This window comes from Pannonibacter phragmitetus DSM 14782 (genome assembly GCF_000382365.1).
GTDB classification, from domain to species: domain Bacteria; phylum Pseudomonadota; class Alphaproteobacteria; order Rhizobiales; family Stappiaceae; genus Pannonibacter; species Pannonibacter phragmitetus.
On record NZ_KB908238.1, the window covers coordinates 24,195 to 41,460 of the forward strand.

The 17,266-nt window shown below is 63.3% G+C and carries 13 protein-coding genes; 8 read left to right on the forward strand and 5 right to left on the reverse strand.

Translation table 11 applies throughout. From position 1 onward, the window contains the following. Positions 1–9: 9 nt before the first annotated feature. From H163_RS0121135 to H163_RS0121145, 3 genes are all read left to right on the forward strand, one after another. Positions 10–1,263 carry a vWA domain-containing protein gene (locus H163_RS0121135; RefSeq protein WP_019966615.1) on the forward strand — a complete coding sequence of 418 codons (1,254 nt, stop codon included), beginning with the start codon at positions 10–12 and terminating at the stop codon, positions 1,261–1,263. After that, positions 1,263–2,069, forward strand: coding sequence for an AraC family transcriptional regulator (locus H163_RS0121140; RefSeq protein WP_019966616.1), 807 nt, complete (start codon positions 1,263–1,265; stop codon positions 2,067–2,069). The genes H163_RS0121135 and H163_RS0121140 overlap by 1 nt, the downstream gene beginning before the upstream one ends. 92 nt (positions 2,070–2,161) lie before the next feature. Then, entirely contained in the window at positions 2,162–2,563 is a 402-nt protein-coding gene (locus H163_RS0121145; protein ID WP_019966617.1) for a DUF2000 domain-containing protein, read from the forward strand. Between the two features lie 7 nt (positions 2,564–2,570). Here H163_RS0121145 and H163_RS0121150 read toward each other — a convergent pair whose 3' ends face one another. Together H163_RS0121150 and H163_RS0121155 are read right to left on the reverse strand one after the other, a co-directional pair. Further along, entirely contained in the window at positions 2,571–3,104 is a 534-nt protein-coding gene (locus tag H163_RS0121150) for a L,D-transpeptidase (protein ID WP_040679424.1), read from the reverse strand. Between the two features lie 120 nt (positions 3,105–3,224). Next, positions 3,225–4,352, reverse strand: a complete 1,128-nt coding sequence (locus H163_RS0121155; RefSeq protein WP_019966619.1) for a branched-chain amino acid ABC transporter substrate-binding protein — start codon at positions 4,350–4,352, stop codon at positions 3,225–3,227. A 190-nt stretch (positions 4,353–4,542) separates the two neighbouring features. On the opposite strand from H163_RS0121155, the gene H163_RS0121160 reads away from it, so the two are divergent. Together H163_RS0121160 and H163_RS0121165 are read left to right on the forward strand one after the other, a co-directional pair. Beyond that, positions 4,543–5,175, forward strand: coding sequence for a glutathione S-transferase family protein (locus H163_RS0121160; protein ID WP_019966620.1), 633 nt, complete (start codon positions 4,543–4,545; stop codon positions 5,173–5,175). Positions 5,176–5,191: 16 nt separating this feature from the next. Next, positions 5,192–6,193: a P1 family peptidase gene (locus H163_RS0121165; RefSeq protein WP_019966621.1), complete on the forward strand. Its 1,002-nt coding sequence runs from the start codon at positions 5,192–5,194 to the stop codon at positions 6,191–6,193. A 21-nt stretch (positions 6,194–6,214) separates the two neighbouring features. Here the strand turns inward: H163_RS0121165 and H163_RS0121170 are convergent, their stop codons facing one another. The 3 genes from H163_RS0121170 to H163_RS0121180 all read right to left on the reverse strand — a co-directional run bounded on the left by H163_RS0121170 (position 6,215) and on the right by H163_RS0121180 (position 13,806). Next, entirely contained in the window at positions 6,215–8,308 is a 2,094-nt protein-coding gene (locus H163_RS0121170; protein ID WP_019966622.1) for an EAL domain-containing protein, read from the reverse strand. Between the two features lie 178 nt (positions 8,309–8,486). Next, positions 8,487–10,139 (reverse strand): Na/Pi cotransporter family protein, encoded by a 1,653-nt coding sequence (locus H163_RS23395; protein WP_019966623.1) that lies wholly within the window; start codon positions 10,137–10,139, stop codon positions 8,487–8,489. A 190-nt stretch (positions 10,140–10,329) separates the two neighbouring features. Next, positions 10,330–13,806: an indolepyruvate ferredoxin oxidoreductase family protein gene (locus H163_RS0121180; RefSeq protein WP_019966624.1), complete on the reverse strand. Its 3,477-nt coding sequence runs from the start codon at positions 13,804–13,806 to the stop codon at positions 10,330–10,332. 152 nt (positions 13,807–13,958) lie between these two features. Between H163_RS0121180 and H163_RS0121185 the strand changes: the two genes are divergently transcribed. The 3 genes from H163_RS0121185 to H163_RS24525 all read left to right on the forward strand — a co-directional run. Further along, positions 13,959–14,438, forward strand: a complete 480-nt coding sequence (locus H163_RS0121185) for an Lrp/AsnC family transcriptional regulator (protein ID WP_019966625.1) — start codon at positions 13,959–13,961, stop codon at positions 14,436–14,438. 596 nt (positions 14,439–15,034) lie between these two features. Then, complete coding sequence (locus H163_RS23840) at positions 15,035–15,865, forward strand: phage tail protein (protein WP_019966626.1); 831 nt, start codon at positions 15,035–15,037, stop codon at positions 15,863–15,865. Positions 15,866–16,121: 256 nt separating this feature from the next. Continuing rightward, positions 16,122–17,266: cadherin-like beta sandwich domain-containing protein (locus H163_RS24525; protein ID WP_169445939.1), on the forward strand; the 1,145-nt coding region annotated here is incomplete at its 3' end.

The window sequence follows — 17,266 nt, forward strand, 5'->3', positions numbered from 1 at the left end:
GCAGCGCCCATGATCACCCCCGCCGCCCCGCAAGCAGAACAGGCGTCCAGCCTTGATGGGCGCATGGTGGCGAATATCGTGCATTTCGCCCGCACCCTGCGCAAGGCAGGCCTTCCGGCTGGCCCGGCTTCCATCATCGACGCGGTGCGGGCGGTGGAGGTGAGCGGCATTGCCAGCCGCGAGGACTTCTACTGGACGCTTCATGCCGTCTTCGTTCACAAGCGCGAGCAGCGGGTGCTGTTTGACGAGGCTTTCCGCATCTATTGGCAGAGCCGGGGGCTCATCGAGAAGATGCTGGCCATCCTCTCCCCCGTTGCCCCGCCGCGCGGCGCGCCGGAAAAGCCCAAGGCGGGGCAGACCCGCGTCTCCCAGGCCTTCAAGGCCGCCCGCGAGCGCGAGCCGCGCGAGGAGCAGCCCGAGGTGGAGGTGGATGCCCGCTTCACCGTCTCCGGCCGCGAGCTGCTGCAATCGCGGGACTTTGCCCAGATGACCGCTGACGAGATCGAAACGGCCAAGGCAGCGCTCCGCGCCATGGCCATGCCAAAGGACACGATCCGCCGCCGCCGTCTCGCCCCTGCTCTGCGCGGACGCATCGACCCGCGCCGCACGCTGGGGGCGACCCTGCGGACAGGCGGGGCGATCATCGATCTGAAGCACCGCAAGCCGCAGGAAAAGCGCCCGCCGCTCATCGCCCTGTGCGATATCTCCGGCTCCATGAGCCAGTATTCCCGCCTGCTCCTGCATTTCATGCATGCGCTGACGGAAACGCGGCCCGCCGTGCACACGTTCCTGTTCGGCACGCGGCTCACCAACGTCACCCGGCAGCTGCGGATGAAAGACCCTGACGAAGCGCTGGCCGCCTGTTCCGCTGGTGTGGCCGACTGGTCCGGCGGCACGCGCATTGCCACCGCACTGCACGAATTCAACCGCCTCTGGTCCCGCCGCGTTCTGTCGGGCGGGCCAACGGTGCTGCTGATCACCGACGGGCTGGAGCGGGACACGGACGAGGATCTGGCGCGGGAAATCTCCCGCCTGCACCGCTCCTGCAGGCGGCTGATCTGGCTCAATCCGCTGCTGCGGTTTGACGGGTTTGAGGCCAAGGCCAAGGGCATCCGGGCCATGCTGCCGCATGTGGACGAGTTCCGCGCCGCGCATTCGCTGGATGCCGTCGCTGATCTCGTGCGCACGCTGTCGGGCGAAAGCGCCGGGCCATCAGCGGCCTCCACGGACCCGCGCCACTGGCTGCGCAAGGCGGGCGGTTGATGCGCGCCAACCGCTATCATCATCTCGGCTGGCTGCAGGGCATCGAGCTCTACGAAGCCGATTTCAGCACCCAGACCTTCAGCCGCCACGCCCATGAAGGCTTTGCCATCGGCGCCATTGCCGAAGGGGTGGGCGGCTATCTCTGCCGGGGCGAGCAAATGCTGCTGCCTGCCGGTTCCCTGTCGCTGATGAACCCGGAAGAGCCTCACACCGGCCACGCGGCGGCCGGCGGTGTGCGCTACAACATGGTCTATGCCAGCGAGGCCGCCGTGCGTGCCCTGCTGGATCTCAAGGATCTTCGAGGCTTTGCCACCGTCGCCCCAAGGGACGAAGGCCTGCAGCTGACGCAGGCGCTGAGCCGCCTTGCCCAGCGCGTCAATGCTCCCGCTGCCTCCGGCTGGCGGCTGGCCGTGGAAGAGGCCATGCAGGCCGTGCTCGGCCTTGCCTTCACCCGCCATGGCCGGGCTACCCTGAGGCCTGCCGGGCAGGAACCGGCGGCTGTCCGGCTGGTACGGGAGCGGATTGCAGAAGGCGTTGCCTCAGGCGACGATCTTTCGCTTGAGGGTCTTGCGGCCCTTGCCGGGCTGACGCCCTCCTACCTGATCCGCAGCTTCTCCCGCGCCACCGGCCTGACGCCCCATGCTATGGTCCTGCGCATGCGGACCAGACAGGCTCAGGCGCTGATCCTTGACGGCATGGCACCGGCAGATGCTGCGCTGGCCGCGGGCTTCTGCGACCAGAGCCACATGATCCGCCAGTTCCGCCGCCAGCTTGGCATCACGCCCGGCAGTCTCATCCGCCACTGATCCGCGCTCTTCACAGGCAGGCGGAAAGGTCAATTTCGTCCAAGACCATGGCTCCGCACGCATGGCATGGCTGCCACAAAAGGAGCCCTGCCATGACTTTGAAACCCGTCATCATCCTGTCCACCAGCCTGCCGAAAGGACTGCAGGCCAACTTTGCCGCCATTCTGGGCATGAGCCTCGGGCGGCTGCAGCCGGACCTCATCGGTCCCGCCACACCGGACAGCGAGGGCCGTCTGCTGGAAGGCATCACCCAGGTGGCCGTGCCCGTTCTCGGGGCTCCTGCGGAGGAGCTTGGCAGCCTATTTTCTGCCGCAGAGAACATGCCCGTCCGTCTCGCGTACATGCGTGCCGCCTTCGAGGCGCGGAACTATGCGGATTACACGGCGCGCATCGCCGCAGCCCCCCTGAGCGAACACGAGCCGCAGGCGATCCTTGTCGCCGGGCCGCGCAAGGCCGTTGACCGCCTGTGCGGCGCCCTGCCGCTGCTGAAGTGAGCCAGCCTCACGGCAGCGCGATCACCGGGGTGTTTTCACGCACGCGCTGGATCAGGTCGGCGATATGTTCGTTGTGCATGCGGATGCAGCCATAGGACACCGGGCGGCCGATGCTGCCGGGGCGGTTGGTGCCATGGATGGCGAACTCGCCGCCTGCCAGCGTCATGGCGGCCACGCCCATCGGGTTGTTGGGCGCACCGCCCTCGATCCGGTCCGGCATGTCCGGAAAGTCACGCTTCACCATTGCAGGCGGGATCCAGGCCGGGCGCAGATAGCGGCCCGTCACATAGGTGCGGCCCGTCCAGGCCTTGCCCTTCTTGCCGACCGCAACCGGATAGGCCAGCGCCTGCCCCTCACCCAGCACCAGATACAGCCGCCGCTCGCTGTTGCGGATGACGATCGTGCCCGGCGCAAGCCCCTGCGATGCAAAGGCCACGCGCTCTGCACGGGCCTGCACCGGCACGGCAGTGGCAAGACCCAACAGGCTGGCACAGGCCGCCACAAGGGCAAGCGAACGCATGATCACGGCAATAGGGCGCATGAGTTCCCCCGGCACACCAGACAGGCACAGACTTTGGTGAGGCCGCACGGCCTCACCCGGCCAATCTAGCGCAGGTGCCGGTCAGAGGGCATTGCCAGGAGGCGCATTCTTAAAAGAGCGTTAACGTGGCAGGTCCGAGGGACGGAACCGGCCATCCTGCCAGCGGTACCAGGAAAGGCCCGCGCCCTCCCGGTCCCCATCGGGCAAGAACGAGACTGTGCCGCTGACCGTGTCAAAGCTGCCGGACTGAAGCGCTGCAGCCACGGGCGCAAAGTCGAAGCTGCCGGAGGCATCCGCAGCGGCTGCGAAGAGCTGGACGGTGGCGTAGCCATCCGTGGCATAAGGAGAAGGCACCATGCCCGCAGCCCGCATGCGGCTGGCAATCTCCCGGGCAGGGCTGTCCGGAACGGCGGCCGGGTCGACCATGAAGGTGACCTCGACACGGCTTACCGCCTCGCCTGCGGCAGCTCCAAACTCCATCCCCATCGCCGCATCGCCAGCCAGAACGGGCACCTGCATGTCCAAGGCAGTGAGGGCGGCGGCGAGATGCCCCGCATCCGTGGCATAGGCGCCCAGCACCACCACATCCAGCCGCTCCCCCTTGAGCGTCGAGGCCAGAGGCGTCAGGTCCCGTGCACCCGCATCAAATTCCCGTTCCAACGCAGGAGAGAGCCCCTTTGCCTGCATCGCAGCCTTCACCCGGGCGGCAAAATCCTTGCCATAGGCGCTGCGGTCGGTGACGAGGCCGATGCGCTTGCCGGCAAACTCCCGGGCAAGACGCTCTGCGATGAAAGGCGCGGTGGCATCTTCGCGCGGCCCGAGCCGGAAGAAGCCCGGCCCCGGCCGTGCTTCGGTCAGTTGCGGCAGTGCGGAAGCCACCGTGATCTGAATGCGTCCCGCCTCCGCGTAGACGGGCGCTGCCGCCAGCGTGGCGCTGGAACACAGATGCCCGATGACGAGTTGCACGCCCTTGCCGGTGAGCTGGTTGGCCAGCGCCGTGGCCCGCTCCGGGTCGCAGCGGTCATCGGCTTCCTCAAGCACCAGCTTTTCCCCTCGCAGGCCACCGCTGGCGTTGATGTCTTCAACCGCCAGCCGCGCCCCGGCCAGGATCTGATCCCCCAATGGCGCAAACTGACCGGAAAAGGCAGCGGCAACAGCGATCCGAACCTCTGCCTGCACGGGCGCAGCCAGAAGGCCCGCCACAAGCAGTCCCGCAGAAAATGCCGCCAAGCTCTTGAACCAACGCATGAATCCGTGCCTCATCAAATATCCGGCTTCCGTCACCGCCCGCATCCTAGCCAAGGCAGCAGCCGGATGCCACCTTGAACCGCGCCCGGCACCAGCCCCCTTTTCAAGAGCCTGGAAAGCCACATAAGATAACTATGGTGGGAGAAACAGCTCCGCTGCACACGGCGGATGAAATCAGGAATGGAACAACGTGAAAATCTGGGGCCGGATCAATTCCACCAATGTCCGCAAGGTTTTGTGGTGCGCAGAAGAAATCGGGATCGCCTATGACCGGATTGATGCCGGCGGCGCCTTTGGCCTCAACAAGGAACCGGCTTATCTGGCCATGAACCCCAACGGACTGGTGCCTTGCTTTGAAGATGACGGGCTGGTGCTGTGGGAATCGAACGCCATCGTTCGCTATATGGCCCGCACTCATGGCAAGGCGCCGTTCGTGCCTGAGTTAGGCACGCCAGCAGGCGAAAAGGCTTTTGCGGCGGCGGACAAGTGGCTGGACTGGACCTCGACCACACTGGCGGGTCCCTTCCGCGGCATCTTCCTCAACATCGTGCGCCGCAAACCGGAAGAGCGGGTTCAGGCCGAGATTGATCAGAGCCTTGCTGCCTGCACGGACCTGCTGAAGATCCCCGATGCTGCTCTCGCAAAGGCGCCGTATCTGTCTGGTGAAAACCTTGGCATCGGCGACATGGCGCTCGGCTGCATCGCCTATGCCTGGTTCACCATGTCCTTCGACCGGCCAGATCTGCCGCATCTCGAAGCCTGGTACCAGCGCCTCACCACACGCCCCGCCTATCAGAAGGCGGTCATGACCCCGCTGACGTAACAGGAAAGGCACCAGCTTGCGCAATCTCATCACGGATGTTCCGGGCCTAAGCGTTGGATCGGCAGAGGATCTGACGCTGAAGTCCGGCGTGACGGTGCTGCTGCCGGATGAACCGGCGGTGGCCTCCGTTGCCATTCACGGCGGTGCGCCCGGAACCCGTGATACGGCACTGCTGGAGCCGGACCAAACGGTCGAAAAGGTCGATGCGCTGGTCCTCTCCGGCGGATCGGCCTTCGGGCTTGATGCGGGAGCCGGTGTGCAGGCAGGGCTTGCCGCCATGGGGCGCGGCTTTCAGGTGGGCCCGGTGCGCGTGCCGATCGTGCCCGGCGCCATCCTGTTTGACCTGATGAATGGCGGAGACAAGAACTGGGGAGACTACGCTCCCTACCGCGAGCTTGGCCGCGCCGCCCTTGAGGCAGCGGAGCTGGACTTCGCGCTCGGCAGCCATGGCGCCGGCTGCGGAGCAACCACGGCAAACCTGAAGGGCGGGCTGGGATCTGCCTCCATGCGCCTTGCCTGCGGTGCGACCGTTGGCGCACTTGTTGCCGTCAACGCCCTGGGCCGGGCAACCATAGGCGATGGCCCGCATTTCTGGGCAGCGCCTTTCGAGCGGGGCGATGAGTTCGGCGGGCTCGGCCTTCCATCTCCCCTGCCCGCCGATGCAGCGGTGCCGCGCACCAAGCACGATGCCCTGCGTGCCGGAGCCAACACCACGATTGCGATCGTCGCCACCGATGCCATCCTGACCAAGGCGGAGGCAAAGCGCCTTGCGGTGATGGCCCATGACGGCCTTGCCCGCGCCCTCTGGCCTGCACACACGCCCATGGACGGAGATCTCGTCTTTGCGCTCTCCACCGGCCGCCACAGGCTGGAAGAGCCATTGGCGGACATGATCGAACTGGGCGCCGCCGCCGCCTCCACCCTCGCCCGTGCCATTGCCCGCGGCGTCTATCATGCCACCCCGGCAAAGGGCGATACGCTGCCCGCCTGGAGGGAGCTATACGGCAAGGGAAAATGACGCCCGCGAGGCTGGCCCGGATCAGGCAACTGCCAGACCACACATGACGCCGGAGGTTTCATCAGCTGGCGCCGGGCGGTGCCAGAGATAGCCCTGACCGAAGCGGCAGTTCATGGAAGCGAGCTTGCGGGCCACGTCCTCGGTTTCGATGCCTTCTGCCGTGGTCTCCAGGCCAAGACCATGGGCCATGGCCAGAATGGTCCGCACCAGGATTTCCTGCTGCGGATCACTGCAAATGCCGTTCATGAAGGAGCGGTCGATCTTGAGGGCGGTGATCGGGAAACGGTGCAGATAGCTGAGTGCGGAATAGCCCGTGCCGAAATCATCGATGGCAATGCCAATGCCCATGGCCGCGATCTGCTCCAGCGTCTCATGCACGCCGCCGCCCTCCCCCAGCAGCAGGCTTTCGGTGATCTCAAGTTCCAGCCATTCCGGCTGGCAGCCGGTGGCGGCAAGGCAGTCACGCAGCCGGATCAGAAAGTCGCCATTCATCAGCTGGCGCGGCGACACATTCACCGCGATGACCATGGCCCGCGCAGACGCATGATTGACCTGAACCGCAAACTTGCAGGCCTCGCGCAGCATCATGTTGCCGATGGCGATGATCTGACCCGTTTCCTCGGCCACAGGGATGAACTCGGCGGGGCTGATGTTGCCAAGGCGCGGATGAACCCACCGGCACAGTGCCTCCGCACCGGCCGGATGGCCAGTGGCCATATCCATCTTCAACTGGAAGGCAGCTTTGAACTCGCCGCGCTTGAGCGCGCCATTCATCATGGTTTCAAGCTTGAACCGCTTCTCGATGGTCTCGCCCATCTGCGTCCTGTAAGCACGCACACAATTGCCGCCAGCCTGCTTGGCGTCATAAAGCGCAAGATCGGCAAAGCGGAAAAGTGCCGGGGCACTGGCGCTGTCGCCGGGACCGGCAGCCACACCGGCGCTGACAGACACCTGAAGCACCGCATCCTCAACCATGATGGGCTGGCGCATGGCCTCAACAAGCTGATTTGCCTGAGCCATGGCCTCAGCAACATCCGGCAGGTCAGGCAGCACCACGAAGAACTCGTCACCCGCGAGCCGTCCCACAAAGGCGCATGCGCCGAATGCCTCCTCAATCCGCCGCGCTGTCTGGATCAGGACCGCATCTCCTGCCGCATGCCCCATGGTGTCGTTGATTGTCTTGAACCGGTCAAGATCCACCACGATCAGGGCACAATGGGTGCCATCTGCTGCTGCGCGGTCCAGTTCGCACTGCAGCCGGTCCTGAAAGGAGGCACGGTTGGCAAGGCCTGTCAGACTGTCCGAAAAAGCCAGTTCCTCCAGCTTTTCGTGCAGCACATGGCGCTCCTGCTCATAGGACACGAAGGTGCGCATGGCCGCGGCCATCTGGCCGATCTCATCGGCGCGTCCCGTATCCTCCACAGTTACATCCGTGTCGCCGTCTGCCAGCTGTTTCATGTTCGCCGTCAACCGCAGAACAGGTCCCGTGATGCTGCCGACAATGGCATTGACCCACACAACGACCAGAACGCCAACAGCTCCAAAGATCACGGCAAACCGGAGGAGATGGTTCCAGAAGGAGATACTCACGTCGTCAAGATAGACTGCAGAGGAAATCACCCATCCCCAAGGGGCAAAATGCTCAGACCACGCGGCCTTGGGCCTGCCGCGGGTGGTGACCCCATCGAGTGTTCTTGCGCCCTTGTAATAGGTGACGCCTCCCCCGTTCAGGCCGTTGCGGATCATGTCCTGAGTGTGCTGGGAGCCCCAGGCGCTGATGCCTTCTTCAGCCACGGTATCGCTGACAATACGGTTTCCGGCCTCATCAAAGACAAAGACGCGCGCACCGCCATTGAAGATCATCGCCCGGATGGCATCACGTGCCTTGTCCTTGGCAGCTTCCTCGCTCAGCGTCCCGTCCTGCGCCAGCCGGTAGCTCTCTTCCGCAATGGAACGGGCAGATTCGACGAGCGCGCGCACCTTTTCCACATGCCCGCGCTCCAGCTCGCTGCGCAGGATGACCAGATTGATGGACACCACAAGAACGACGAAGGCTGCCATGATCCAGACAGGCAGAAGAACCTTGTTCCTGACACTCCACTGGCCGAGGTTCATTTAACAACCCTACGCAAACCTTTGAAGGCATACTGAAGCAAAGGAATTAAACCCGGATTAATACAGGAAAAATCACACAAGGATCGCATAAAACAAAATCAAACCAAAAAAATCATTAAAATTGAACGCAGGGTCACCCAGAAGAAGACAATCAAAATTGCATCCTCAGATACATGACTTAATCTGCCGTGCGTCCTGTCACACGAGGAATGCCATCCCGTTTCAAACCCAGAAGCCAGCGGTCCAGACGCCGGTGTGCCTTCCAGGAAGCCCGGACGCAACGGCGCATTTGCTGGATCTGCAGGAGACTGCGTTCAATCGTCTCGACATGTTCGCCCGCCAGGCTTGCGCGAGACAGGAGAGAAGCCTTCGTCAACTGGTAAAGTGTCTCGGTTTCAGTCACCGCCGCTTCAAGCAGTTCGGGCGGGACAGGGCTCTCCCCGGACGGTTGCCCTGAGATCAGGGCTTTCAGAGCAGACTGGCGCATGCGCTCCACGTCCTGCCGGACCTCTCCCTGCGGCTCAAGCGCAGCATCAGAAAGGGCTGCTGCCGAGAATTGCGCAACTTCCTCCAGATGCTGCACCCCGCGGATGACATCGGGAATGGCCTCGGAAACAGCTTGCGGCATCGCTTCCTTGTTCATGTGCTCGATGAAGCTGCGGATGGCCCGGCCGAGCGCAAGACTGCCGGTCAGGCGTGCGTCAAGCTCGCCGGTGACCAAGCGCGGTTCAGCCAGACAGTCGCGTGCGAAGGCATGCGTGATGGCGGACAGCCTGTCCGTCTCCAGCAGCAGCCCGCGCAAGGCAAGCTGGGGAACCGGACGCAAGGTCGGGTCGAGAAACTCCGGACGGCCGATCTTCTCCTGCGCGTTGACGAAACGGTGCTCCAGCCAGGTCACCAGTTTGCCGGTCAGGGGCCAGATCAGGATCAAGCCCATGCAGTTGAACAGGGTATGAAAGACAGCCAGCACCAGGGCGATGTCGGCAGCACCTGAATCACTTACTGACATTTCCGCCGCAAGCCATTGAGCCAGCTGCAATAATGGATAAAGCAGAACAAGCGCGGCGCAAGCGGTCAGGCCGTTGAAGGCAATGTGAGCGGCAGCCACCCGGCGGGCGGGCGGCGTTGCCGAGAGAGCTGCAAATCCGGCCGTAGACGTGGTGCCGATATTGGTGCCGATGACGGCGGCAGCGCCAAGGAACACCGGCAGCCCCGCGCCCGCGCTCGACGTCAGCACCAGCGCCATGGCGGCACTGGAGGACTGGGTCAGAAGCGTGAGGCCAATGCCCACGGCCACAAACACGGGAATTCCAAGCAGCGGCGACTGGGCAAGGCTGGACAGGGCCGCGGGCACGGTCACGTCACCAAAGGCCTGCTGCAGAAAACCGATACCGAGGAAAAAGGCGCCGAACCCGGCCACCGCCTGCCCCAGCCCCGACAGCCTGCCGCGTGAGCCGGCCGCAACCCGGATGATCATCCCCGCTCCCAGCAGTGGCAGGGCAAGACTGACGATATCCAGCTTGAAGCCAAGCGTTGCCACCAGCCAGCCGGTCATCGTCGTGCCGATGTTGGTGCCAAAAATGACCCAGACCGACTGGGCCAGCGACAAAAGACCGGCGTTGACGAAGCCAATGGTGGCCACCGTCACCGCGCTGGACGACTGAACAACCGCCGTCACGGCAATGCCTGCAAGAACGCCCCGCCAGGGTGCACCGGTGGCATTGCGCAACAGCCCCTCAAGCGCCTTTCCGGCCGCCAGCTTAAGGCCGTCGGTCATCATCCACATACCGGCGAGAAACAGGCCGGTTCCGCCAAGCAGCAGCGCGATCATGACGAGAACCCGCAGTGATGACAGCCTGCATCTGCACGGCACCCGGCAGCAGGGAAGAGCCTTTGATTACGGATGATGACGATCCTCCTGTCATGCCTCCTTTAACAGAGACATGACATTGCCATATCCGGAGGGCCGGTGCACGTGCAGCCGGAAAGACACCTATGCCGCTGCGTCACAGAGGCTGAGTTTACTCGGCCGCCTCGGCAAATTCGGGCGTCTCTCCCTTGAGGCGGGCCAGCAGCTGGGCGCGCTTGGCTTCTGCCTTCTTCAGGTTCTCTTCCTTCACCGGGCCATAGCCGCGCACCAGATCCGGCACGCGGGCCAGTTCCACCAGCAGACCGTAGCCCGCCTTCGGCAGCGCCGCGATAATGGTCTGGAGATCAGCTGAATAGCTTGCCACCAGCGCCCGCTCGGCACGGCGCTCCGCCGTGCGGCCGAAGGGATCGAAGGCGGTGCCGCGCAAGCCCTTCATCTTCGACATCAGGCGGAAGGCAGTGAACACCCAGGGGCCGAAACCCATCTTGGCCGGACGCCCGGTCTTCGGGTCCTTGCCCCGCGACAACAGCGGCGGGGCGAGCATCACCTTCACCTTCTTCGGATCCTCGAACTGCGCCTTCAGCTTCTGGGCAAAGGCCGGATCGGCGTAAAGCCGCGCCACCTCATACTCGTCCTTGTAGGCCATGACCTTGTAGAGCATGTCCGCCGCCGTCTCGGTCAGGCGGAAGGTGCCGGGACCGTGCGCTGTATCGGCTGCCCGCACCGCATCGATCAGCTTGCGGAAGCGGGCTGCATAGGCGGCATCCTGATAGAGCGTCAGCTCCCGCTCCTGCCGGGCAATGCGCGCGTCCAGCGTTTCCGGCTCCAGCTTTTCCGGCTGCGGCAGGGCGGCGAGGATCTTTTCGGGAGCCGCCGCCAGCACACGCCCGGCTCGGAAGGCCTTCACATTGGCCTTCACCTGCGCGCCATTCAGATGCAGCGCCGTTTCGATGGCTTCCGCACTCACCGGCAGCGCGCCGCTCTGGAAGGCCATGCCCACCAGCATCATGTTGGCATAGATCGCATCACCCAGAAGCTGCTCGGCAATGGTCGCCGCATCCGCTGCCTTACACAGGATGGAGGCTGCCTCCAGCGACTTCAGCATCCGTGCCTCGTCGAAGGAAAGCGTCTGCTTCAGCACGAATTCCGCCGTCGGCGCCACGCGGGTGTTGGCAAAGACGCGGGTGGCCGAGCGGTTGGTCAGGGCCAGCTGCTCGGCATTGGTGGCCACCACCATGTCGGAGGCAATCAGCACATCGAGGCTGGCGGTCGGCACGCGCGGGCCCTCGATGGAACGGGCCAGCGAGGCAAAGCGAACATGCGAGGTCACCGGCCCGCCCTTCTGCGCCAGACCCGTCATGTCCAGCGTCGAGGCCTGCTTGCCATCCAGATGCGCGGCCATGGCCAGCACGGCGGAGATCGTCGTCACACCCATGCCGCCAATACCGGCGATGAGCAGGTTCAGCGTCCGTTCCAGACCGGGCAGCTCCACCGGCGGCAGGCCGGCCAGAAGGCCGTCCACGTCCACGCCGTGGGTTTCCGCCTTGCGCAGCGCCGCGCCCTCGATTTCAACGAAGGAGGGGCAGAAGCCCTTCACACAGGAGAAATCCTTGTTGCAGCTGGACTGGTTGATCTGGCGCTTTTCGCCGTAGCGGGTCTTCACCGGCTCCACCGACAGGCAGTTGGACTGGACCGAGCAATCGCCGCAGCCCTCGCACACCCGGTCGTTGATGAAGAGCCGCAGATCCGGGTCCGGATAGGCGCCCTTCTTGCGGCGGCGGCGCTTTTCGGCGGCGCAGGTCTGATCATAGATGATGACGGTGACGCCATCGACTTTCTGGAACTCGCGCTGCACGTCCATCAGGAGATCCCGGTGCAGCACGTCCACCAGAGGTGCCAGATCCTTGCGGCCAGTGTAGGTCTCAGGCCGCTCGCTGACGACGGCAATGCGCGCCACGCCTTCGGCTTCCAGCTGGCGGGTCATCCGGGGCACGGTGAGCGGCCCGTCATGCGGCTGGCCGCCGGTCATGGCGACCGCGTCATTGTAGAGGATCTTGTAGGTGATCGGCACCTTGGAGGACACCGCCTGGCGGATCGCCAGAATGCCGGAGTGGAAATAGGTGCCATCGCCCAGATTGGCGAAGACATGGGTGTCGCGGGCAAAGTCCTTCTGCCCCACCCACAGCACGCCTTCACCGCCCATGGCGATCTGCCCGTCGGTGGTGCGGCCCGCCTGTTCGGTCATGGCATGGCAGCCGATGCCGGGCAGCGAGCGGGCGCCTTCCGGAACAACGGTGGAGGAGGAATGCGGGCAGCCGGAGCAGAAATAGGGAATGCGCGCCGCACGCTCCGCATGCCCTTGCGCCCACATCACCTGAGTGTTCATGCGGGCGCTAACATCCCGCATTTCATCGGTCACCACATCTTCCGGCAGATAGCCGAGCAGCGCCCGGATGATTTCCGAGACGGACAACTCCAGCACATCAGACAGCATCGGCTCACCCTCAGGCGTCCGCTTGCCCCAGATGCGCGGACGGGCTTCCGCCGGCCAGTGATAGGAGATTTCCTTGATCTGCGGCTCCAGGAAGGCGCGCTTGTGCTCCACCACCATCAGCTTGTTGAGACCACGCGCAAATTCGGCCAGCCCCGAAGGCTCCAGCGGCCAGGCGAGCGCCACCTTGTAGACAGCAAGGCCGATTTCCTTCGCCCGCTGCTCGTTGATGCCGATGAGATCCAGCGCCTGCAGCAGATCCCGGTAGGCCTTGCCCGTGGCCACAAGGCCAAGGCGCGGACGGCTGGCGCCGAAGGCCACCCGGTCCAGCCGGTTTGCCCGCACATAGGCCTGAGCCGCCGGGATGCGCACATCACGCAACAGGCGTTCCGTCTCCAGCCGGTTGCCCAGCAGCAGCACCCGGTTCAGGTCATGCAGCAGCCAGGGGTCCTGCTCGGGACGCACAAAACGGAGCCGGTCCGCGTTGACCGAAATGGTCGCCGAAGCATCCATCGTATCGGCAAGGCAGATCAGTGCCGACCACAGCCCGGCAAAACGCGACATTTCGAAGCCATGCAGGCCGAAGTCGAGCACATCCTGAATGTCGGAAGGGTTGAGCACCGGGATTTCCGCGTGCTCGAAAAAGAACTCGCTCTGGCCCGGAAGGATCGAGGATTTGGCCAGATGGTCATCGCCCGCCAGCGCCAGCACGCCGCCGTTGCGGTCCACGCCCGACGCATTGGCCTGTTTCAGAACGTCCCCGGCCCGGTCCACGCCCGGCGCCTTGCCGTACCAGATGCCGAAAACGCCATCGAAATCGGAACCCTTGCCATGCAGCCGCAGCTTCTGGGAGCCCCAGACGGCCGTTGCGCCCAGCTCCTCGTTGATCCCGGGCTTGAACACCACGTCATGGGCTGCAATATGCTTGCGGGCACGCGTCAGTTCCGTGTCATAGCCAGCCAGAGGCGAGCCGCGGTAGCCGGAGATGAACCCGCCGGTCCTCAGGCCCGCAAGATGATCCAGCCGCTGCCGGTCGAGGGCGAGGCGCACCAGTGCCTGAATGCCGGTCAGGTAGATCCGGCCGCCTGTTGCGGTATATTTGTCGTCCAGCGACACCACGGGCGCGTAAGCGTTCATCGGTTCCCTCCTCCGCCGCCTGACGCCCGCCTTCTACTCCCGGGTGCCAGAGCGGTTTCTCAAGCACCAATATCGTCCTTTTCGCGGGTGATTTCTGTGCTATTGTGCCGCCAGCCAAGCCCTTGGCCGTGATTTTCTTCCCCGACAGGCCCATGACAGAGAATTTTCTTCTTGATCCCTCCGATATCCGCGTCTTGCGTGTTCTCCAGAGGGACGCTTCCCAATCCATCGCCGAGATTGCCCGTGCGGCCGGCATGAGCCAGACGCCGTGCTGGCGCCGCATCAAGAAGCTGAAGGAGATGGGCGTCATCCGGCAGGTGGCTGCCATTGTCGACCGGGAAGCCGTCGGCCTCGGCTTTGTCGCCTATGCCTTCGTCAAGCTGACCGTGCCCAGCCGCGAGAACATGGAGACCTTCGACAAGCTGGTGCATCACTGGCAGGAGGTCGTCACCTGCGAGCGTATCACCGGCGCGGTGGACTATCTCATCAAGGTCGTCACCGAAGACATCAAGGCCTATGACAATTTCCTGCGGCTGAAGCTGCTCGACAACACGCTGGTGTCTGATGTGCAGTCCCGCATCGTGGTGAATACGGTCAAGGACACCGTCGCCCTGCCCTTGCGCGAGCGGTAACACCGCCCCTGATGCCGCCTGCCTTGTCCGGATTTGATCAAGCCTTGCGCCGTTTGCGCGTGCCCGGGGCGTGAGGCGCCAGCATGGAAAGACTTGCGGGAGAATCGGCATCCGGTGAAGCCTTACCGGTGCGTGCCGTGATACCAACACTCGATGAGCTTGACTGATCGAGTATTGGTTAAGCCCTTGCAGCGACTGAGCATCTTCAAGGCGTGATGCGTCAGCATCGAAAGCCTTGGTATAGGAGCCTGCGCGGGCATCGGTCAGGCATTGCCCGGCATGCAACGCCGGCCCATTTACCCACCTCAGTGCACAGCTGCCCCCGCCCCTTCAGAGGGGAGCAGACCATCTTCAGCCACGGCCGCTCAACCTGCACACGCAGATCAAAAAAAATCACAAAAAAACCACACAGGCAAAATCAACGATCAGCAGATATCCAGTAAAAACAAAGTTAAATCTCCAATAATATTATATATAAATGAAAATACAGCAGCGGAACTTCACAATAACTCTACTCATCCGTCCCCTTCAATGGGCGGCAGACGCACACGCCAGCCGTGCGCGCCAGACCGCATGAAACCAAACTGGAGTTCAGGATGAGAAAGCAGCTCAAACCCGCCCGCATCTTCGGACAGGGCCTGTCCACCCTCGGCGCCCTCGCCATGCTGGGCGCAGGCAGCACCGCCCTCGTGATCGGCAGCTCAGCTCCGGCACAGGCCTGCAACATGGAATCCTATATCGGCAGTGTCTGTGCCTTTGCCTTCAACTGGTGCCCGCGGAACTGGCTGCCGGCCGACGGGCGGCAGATTGCGATCAACGGCAATCAGGCGCTCTACAGCCTGATCGGAACCCAGTATGGCGGCTCCGCGCAGAGCGGACAGTTCGCACTGCCGGATCTGCGCGGCCGGGCGATTCTCAATTCCGGGACAGGACCAGGGATGCTCCCGCAGCCTTTCGCCGCCCAATCCGGCACGCAGACAACAACCCTCACAATCGCCAACCTGCCGCCACACACTCACTCGGCAACGTTCGTCGGCACGGGCGGCGGACAGCAGACGGTCAATGTCCCGGCTTCTGCCGGCACACTGGGCGTTTCAGCCAAACTCAATGCGAAGGATGAAATTGGCACCCCAACGCTCTCGGCCAATGCCTATCTCGGTAAAGCGCCCACAGCAGGCATCCAGGCTGCGAATATCTATGTGCCATCCACAAGCACTGCCGCAGACGTGGCACTGAGCGGCCTCGACGTGCAACTGACGGGTGCCGCCGGTAATGGCCCCATCAGCTTCACGTACAACTCGGGCATCACCGGCGGCACCGTGGGAATTGGCGTCACAGGCGGTGCCACCGCCTTCGTGAACCAGTCACCCTCACTTGCCATGAGCTACTGCATCATGATCAACGGCCTCTACCCCGACAGGCCGTAACGGAAACTCCCCCATAAATTGTACGGGCAGCGTTGCAAAAGCGTTGCCCGTACACGCAAGATATGGCAAGAAAACCATAGAAAAGCACTCTATGATTGTGTGGCCTGCTGCGGTGATTCACGCAAAACCCAGATTATTCTTATGTCACACCAGCGTTGAGCTGCCGGGACCGGGAAACCTTGCGGGTTTTAGAGGGCTGTTTCTGAGGGGATGAGTTTGCAGGATGCATGGTATCCTGGCCATGGGGGAATGAAGCATGCGAGGCATCACAGGCAGCCAGGCTGCGGTCAATGCAAAGCCGCACTGCAGGACGGCCGGCCGGCATAAAACGCCGGGAGTGAAATACTTGGACTTCATGCGCACCTGGCCCCGTTTCTCCCCCTTGCATTTTATCAAGTATCTTGCCCTGCTCGTCAGCCTTGTGCTCACGGCCACATTCTTGACTGCCCCCCGGGCAGAGGCAGCAGCATCTCAAGCCTGTCTGGATGTGAATACGAATTGGTCCGGAGGGCAGACCTACTCAGTCTCCAACATAACCGCAGGGCAGCTCTCCGAATTTCTCTTCGACGGCCCTGCAATTGAATCTGGCGAGACGATTTCGTTTCACGCAACGGCAACAGCCGATGGCTCAGGAAATACATCTGCCCAATTTGACATTGGCGGGCTCAGCGGTACGCCAACTTATTCCGCAGTAACTTCCACTGACGGTTCATTTTCAAGAACCGGGTCATTTACCGTTTCCGACAATGACGGAATTTACATCCAGCTTACTGCATCCCGGAATGACACGGGTATTGCCACCGGTGCTTCCGTCACTTTGCGTGTCTCTTGCACGGCAAACCCACCAATTACCCTCTCTCCCGCTGCAGGCGCACTTCCGGCCGGACAAGAAGGCGTAAACTATAGTCAAACCGTCTCCGCATCCGGCGGTGCAGGTGGATACTCTTACGCTGTCACCAACGGCAGTCTCCCTGCAGGCGTCAGCCTCAATGCCAGCACCGGCGAGCTGACCGGCACGCCCACAACCGCAGGCACAGCGAACTTCACAATCACTGCAACGGATACTGATAACGTCTTTGGCAGCGCGGCCTATTCCCTGCAGATCAATGCTCCTGCCTCGACCGTCGCCACTCTGGCGAACCTCGTCCTGTCCCAGGGCACGCTGACGCCAGCCTTCTCCAGCGGCACCACAAGCTACACCGCTTCCGTCGGCAATGCCGTCACCTCGCTGACCGTCACGCCCACCGTCACGGACGCAAATGCCACCGTCACTGTGAACAGCGTTGCCGTCACCTCCGGCAATGCCTCAGGCGCCATCAACCTCAATGTTGGCGATAACACCATCACCGTTGTGGGCACGGCACAGGACGGCACCACGACACAAACCTACACGGTCACTGT

Coding starts and splice junctions, on each gene's coding strand:
- H163_RS0121185 (WP_019966625.1), top strand. CDS start 13,959: ATGACAGAGAATTTTCTTCTTGATCCCTCCGATATCCGCGTCTTGCGT.
- H163_RS23395 (WP_019966623.1), bottom strand. CDS start 10,139: ATGATCGCGCTGCTGCTTGGCGGAACCGGCCTGTTTCTCGCCGGTATG.
- H163_RS0121150 (WP_040679424.1), bottom strand. CDS start 3,104: ATGCGCCCTATTGCCGTGATCATGCGTTCGCTTGCCCTTGTGGCGGCC.
- H163_RS0121155 (WP_019966619.1), bottom strand. CDS start 4,352: ATGCGTTGGTTCAAGAGCTTGGCGGCATTTTCTGCGGGACTGCTTGTG.
- H163_RS0121145 (WP_019966617.1), top strand. CDS start 2,162: ATGACTTTGAAACCCGTCATCATCCTGTCCACCAGCCTGCCGAAAGGA.
- H163_RS0121180 (WP_019966624.1), bottom strand. CDS start 13,806: ATGAACGCTTACGCGCCCGTGGTGTCGCTGGACGACAAATATACCGCA.
- H163_RS23840 (WP_019966626.1), top strand. CDS start 15,035: ATGAGAAAGCAGCTCAAACCCGCCCGCATCTTCGGACAGGGCCTGTCC.
- H163_RS0121140 (WP_019966616.1), top strand. CDS start 1,263: ATGCGCGCCAACCGCTATCATCATCTCGGCTGGCTGCAGGGCATCGAG.
- H163_RS0121135 (WP_019966615.1), top strand. CDS start 10: ATGATCACCCCCGCCGCCCCGCAAGCAGAACAGGCGTCCAGCCTTGAT.
- H163_RS0121170 (WP_019966622.1), bottom strand. CDS start 8,308: ATGAACCTCGGCCAGTGGAGTGTCAGGAACAAGGTTCTTCTGCCTGTC.